This window comes from Endozoicomonas sp. ONNA1, from assembly GCF_024606325.1.
Taxonomy (GTDB): Bacteria; Pseudomonadota; Gammaproteobacteria; order Pseudomonadales; family Endozoicomonadaceae; genus Endozoicomonas_A.
This window is the reverse complement of the sequence record NZ_JAHHPN010000905.1, coordinates 1-5,313: the sequence shown is the minus strand read 5'-3', so window position 1 is coordinate 5,313 and position 5,313 is coordinate 1. Positions and strand designations below refer to the sequence as shown.

Sequence of the window (5,313 nt, the reverse complement as noted above, 5' to 3'; positions counted from 1 at the left end):
ATTTGTAGCTTCAAGGGCATCTGCAGTGGTTGTATTTGTAGCTTCAAGGGCATCTGCAGTGGTTGTATTTGTAGCTTCAAGGGCATCTGCAGTGGTTGTATTTGTAGCTTCAAGGGCATCTGCAGTGGTTGTATTTGTAGCTTCAAGGGCATCTGCAGTGGTTGTATTTGTAGCTTCAAGGGTATCTGCAGTGATCGTATTTATAACTTCAGGGGCATCTGCAGTGGTTGTATTTGTAGCTTCAGGGGCATCTGGAATGATCGTATTTGTAGCTTCAGGGGTATCTGCAGTGATCATATTTATAACGTCAGGTGCAGGGGAAGACAGGGTTAAACTTAAATCAGAGTCTGTATTACCTATTGCCGGGTGCACCAGCACTTGGGTCAGTTCATTTGATGCAGGATCAAAGTGAACAATTAAACCGGCTGGCGGTGCTGGTTGATCATTGCTTTCAGGGCGATGATTGGTATTTTCTGTATATTCATCGGCCATGGCCTCGTGATCGAGTTCATAGGTTTTCCTCCTTGATCTACACCATTTAACCAGGCCGCAAGTACCAAAGCCTACTATGGCCAGCGGTGGCAACAGACCAGCGAACACCCGTTTCAGTATTCGCGAGGTGTAATCGGCTGGTTTTACGCTGACCACTGTTCGTATTTGACTGAACTGGTTGTGTGGGTTAGCTGCTGTTACAGTCAGGGGCCATCTTTCCGATAGTGCCCAACCACCGCTTTCTTTACTCAAAGGGGTATCACTATCAGGATTGACCACTAAACTGTTGTTTTGCCAGGTGAACGGGCAATGGTCTTGATGGTCTTCACAGTGAACCCTGACGATCAATCGGGAATTATCGTTGCTGTCTGGCTGATTGGGGTCTGTCACATTCATAAGCCCTACTTCGAACTGGCCCTTATCCCTGTCGTATTCATCGTAGTCATACACAGGAGGGTCTCGCCATTCTGCGAATAAAGGGGGGGAAACGAGCTTCAGGGTATGGATTGTGCCCCGTTTGCCAATCACGGCTATTTTCCTGCCATCCGGACTGGAGGCTATGCTGGTGAGTGCCTGGGGCATGTTTTGAAAGTCAATGAGTTGAGCCTCCTGAGTTTCCCACTGATCTTCCTTGTTTAAAGCCACCAGATGGACGAACCGGTCGGTAGAGGCAATAAAGGCGGTGGTGGAATCATCGGGTAGTTTGGCAATGGTTACATCGTGCACTCCGAACCAGCTGTCCACTTTCTCAAGATCTTCCGGGTTGGAGACTGATTGCATCAGATGCAATTGTCCCTGATCGTATCGAAAAATCAGCAGGGTTTGGGTTTCGGCAGCAACGACAGCAAGGAAGTGTCCATCCGGTGATAGTGTCATGCTAACAATGTCTTTCAGAGCCGGAATGTCTGAAGATGAAGCGAGAGTGACATTCCGCCATTGATTCTCCTGCCATTGTTTATCAAGTTTAATCAGCGAGCTGGTAATGGCTATACCATTATCAACTTCCTGTATTTCATTAAAAGCCGCAATATATGTCAGGTTTGACAGTGGGATAGTGACCACAGGACCTGCTTTTTGGCCCTGGTATCGGGCTAATGGCTCCCCGAAGCGAGAGTCTGGCACTATAGTGCTGGGGGTAAGGACTCCCGACCATTTTTGAATAACGTCAAGGTTGTTGAAATCAACCAAAAAGCTGGATCTGGAATTAGTAGCATTATTAACAGTCAGCAGAATATGGGAAGTGTTGTAGAACGAAACAGAACCCTTATAGACATCCAAGGGTTCCCCATTGGCAGCCAACCCGCTGGAGTTCATTAACAGCAGACGATGTTGCCGGGTTTCTTCCGCTCCACTGGAGCTGGCGATCCATATAACAGCAATGAACATAAGGGCAAAGATGGGGAAAAACGTCTTTGATCTTATATTTTCAGATCTCATAATCAAAAACACCAGAAAGTCAGTGTGGACGTGATTCGTATCGCGGTCTTTTCGATAGATTCGGCGCGTTCGGTGGTACATAGACAACGACCCTCCTGAATCAGGTCATCAGACTGAAAATAAAACACACCGGCTGGCAAATTAAACCCGCGTGTACTGTAATCAGTCATCAACAACGTTGTCGTAGTACCTGACTTGGAAATGGTGGGTCCACGCCAGAAACTGAATCTATACGCAATTGTTGTTAACCGGTGAAGGCCGGTCTTCGCGTATTGGCATAACAAAATATATTGATTCAAAACACTAACCAATGGAGCTCAGGTGAAGATGCCAATGGGTTGATTGTTTTAAAGCGAAGAAACCCCTTGAGTGCAGATGGACTGCATAACGTCAGGCAAGGATCCTTGGCTCTCGGGAAGGATAGCAGATTTTCGTATTAACCTGAGCATCTCATAAAAAAACATCGTTTGTCGTTTATATTTTGTATTTTACAGCGTATAGCGACCCCGATCACGAAAATGCACAAAGGCTATCGCAAAAGGTTTTAAAAAAATGTCTGGTAAGAATGCTAAACGTCATCAAGTATCAGAGCCTGATTTCAGCCAGTTTCTGGAAATGGCCGACAACGAGCTATCTCTGGAAGATCGCAGTACGGTTCATTACCGCAAGTTAATGGAGAGTTACAGCGCTTTCGATGCCATCCGGGAGAAAACATCCGCCAAAGGCTGGCTGGCTGCCAGCCAGATAGAAACCAGGGCGAAGGAGTACCTGCAGCAGGAACCTTTTAAGAAAGACTGGGTCACCGCGGTGTTATCCCCCGTTCAGGCTTTTCTCGAGAGCACCCTTGAAGAACCGCCCAAAACCATTCACATGTTATTGCTTCAGCCACTGGACAGGAATGGCCTGGATTATTTGAAAGCCTGGATCAGGGCCAACCCGGATTATCAAATCCATCTCTGGCAGGACCAGAGGGTTTCCCTGGCCGCTCTGATGCGAAAATACATCATAGAGTGGGCACTCGCCGATGTTGCCAATGCCCGGGACATTGAGCCGTTTTCGGGACAATTAATCAGTCGAATCATCGATGCCCAGCGACGTGCTGTCAGTCATGTTCTCAATAGCTACGACAAGGGGGCTTCCATTGATCGGGCGGTGCAGGATTTTCTGGTTTCATACACTCACGTTTCTGCCAAAGAACTGGCCGTTGAAAGGGAGCAGTTTAATCAGCAGATTCTCTATGCCAGGAAAGCATTGAGCCAGTTAAGTGACGGCGGAAATCAGGCGCGGGTTAACGTTCGGGATATTGCATCGCTATGGCCAGAAGGGAACATTCTGACCAGTGATTACTTCAATGAGCTGCTGCGAGGAAATATCAACGGAGCGGAAAATCTGGCCCGGTTTCAGATCCTGTTCAGTGCCGGTGGCTTTATTGTCAGGCCGGATAGCCTGCCCGGCATAGATCGGGACTGGTTAACCGGAATTGAACGGGATGGCCTGCCAAAAGAGATGCTGGAAGCCGGAATTGTCCAGGCGGTCCTGGAGAGCCACCCGGACGACTTCCCTCACCGTCAGGACAAACTCCGGCAACCGCTTCGCGGTGGCTACATTGACAGCCTCAAGCTGCTGGATGATCTCAAACCGGGGATTCGTCAGCAATTGCTGGCGGCAGCCAGTGTCACCCGGCAACCCTTTCGGTCAATCAATCAGGTGGGCCTGATTCCCGGTACTATTCAGGCTGGGCAATCCCGTGGGCGTCTGTCCGCCAGCATGATGGCAGCCCGGCAGGGATCACCTGTCGTACAACGGGTGTTGGCTTTGATGGTCAAAAGGTACCGATTTTTAGACCGTGCCCTGGGGGCGGCTGAACCCTACAACTGGCAGGAGACCCGACGGTTTTATTTCAGCCAGCTGGACGCGGCGAAGGATCATGGTTTCCCCCTGGACCTGGCCCGGATCGGTGCTTACCGGTTGGGACTGCTGCGCGGGGATGAAAGCCTTAACCTGTTTCTCAATGGCGATGAGTTACTCAGGGAGGCGATGACCGAATACATTCAATCGCTGGGCGGACAGCCTTTGCCCCCGGAGCAGCACCCAATAGGGAAGCAGCTGACCAGCTGGGGGACCTTGTCGACCGAAGAACACCTGGCCCTGGCGGTGGATCCTCAGCAAAAAAGCCTTTCATTTCATCTTGAAAAAAACAACAGCAGGCTCAAGCAATATGTTCTTCCTTTGGGTCAGGAAGAGGGCATTCAGGCCGTCGCCGGATTCCTCCATCAAAGTTACCCACAGGCGACACAGTGGCTATCGGCCCTTTCCCTCAATGCTGGCCATGCCTTGGACTTTTTTGCTGAACCGCCATCGTCAGGGCTGTTGGTGCTGGTGGGCCGATTGGCAGCAGATGGTCGTTTATCAGGCTTTTCCGGGTCAGCCCTGGCGGCCGGTCTTGCCAGTCAGTGGTTGCATGAGTCCAGGCACCGAATAAAGATATACTGTCTTGCTGATCCCGCCCTGGGCGATGAGCGCATTGTCAGATTTTTCCGGGAGGTGCTGACTGCCCTGCCAGCAGGGCTGGCAACCTTGAACACTCTGGAAGTGGCCCGTGAGCTGACCCAGGTTGATGATCTTGGCCAGCCCTGGGTCGCTTCGGTTGATGCCCGGGAAAAGTTGTCATGGCAGCGCGGCAATGGACAGCACTGGACCTGTTACAGAACCCCTAGAGGTCAGTGGAAAATCCAGCCCTCAGATTTTGCCCTGGGACAAAAGGAAGTGATTCCACGCAATGATATCTCCAGAGCCATTGACCTGGCCAGAGAGCATTATCGAACGGTTTTGCGGGAGCTTGGATATGTTAATGAAAGCGGTTATCTATTCAGCAAAATTATAAATAAAGGCGAACTGAATATTCAGTTGATGCTGGATACAGTGACCGCCAATGACAGCAACCAGCCTGAGTACTTTTTCTCATCCCGGGACATTCGCCAGATCGAAAGAGACGTCGATCTGGCCTTTACCCGGTTGCTGGGTTATTCAGGCTTGCCTGATGACATGACGGACCGTTTCACGGTGCTGGTGTCTCTGAGCCCCTGGCTAAAAAGTGGTCTCTATATCACCGGCGAGGGGGCTAAGCTGGTTTTGGATGGCAGTTTCCTGGACTCTGATCTTGCCCCGTTTCAGTCCACCGCTCTGGCTGAGCTGGCTCCAGACAGCGACCGGGGCAGCTCAATTCTCCTTCACTATTTGTCCATGGTCATTTATGAGCGGCTGCAACCGGAGGCGTTCTGGAACGATTTCAGCGCCTTTCACGGGGATGCAAGTTGCCAGCCGCTCCGGAAGTCGACGCCGGTTCCCGATACGATTCAAGATGACACTCAGGCTGTGTCACCT

At 50.5% G+C, this 5,313-nt stretch carries 2 protein-coding genes; one reads left to right on the top strand and one right to left on the bottom strand.

The features are described from left to right. Positions 1-2,010 (bottom strand): hypothetical protein (locus KDK19_RS21275; protein ID WP_257292898.1); only part of this gene is annotated, 2,010 nt, incomplete at its 3' end. Between the two features lie 471 nt (positions 2,011-2,481). Between KDK19_RS21275 and KDK19_RS21270 the strand changes: the two genes are divergently transcribed. Next, on the top strand, positions 2,482-5,313 hold a 2,832-nt coding region (locus KDK19_RS21270), incomplete at its 3' end, for a TcdA/TcdB catalytic glycosyltransferase domain-containing protein (protein ID WP_257292897.1).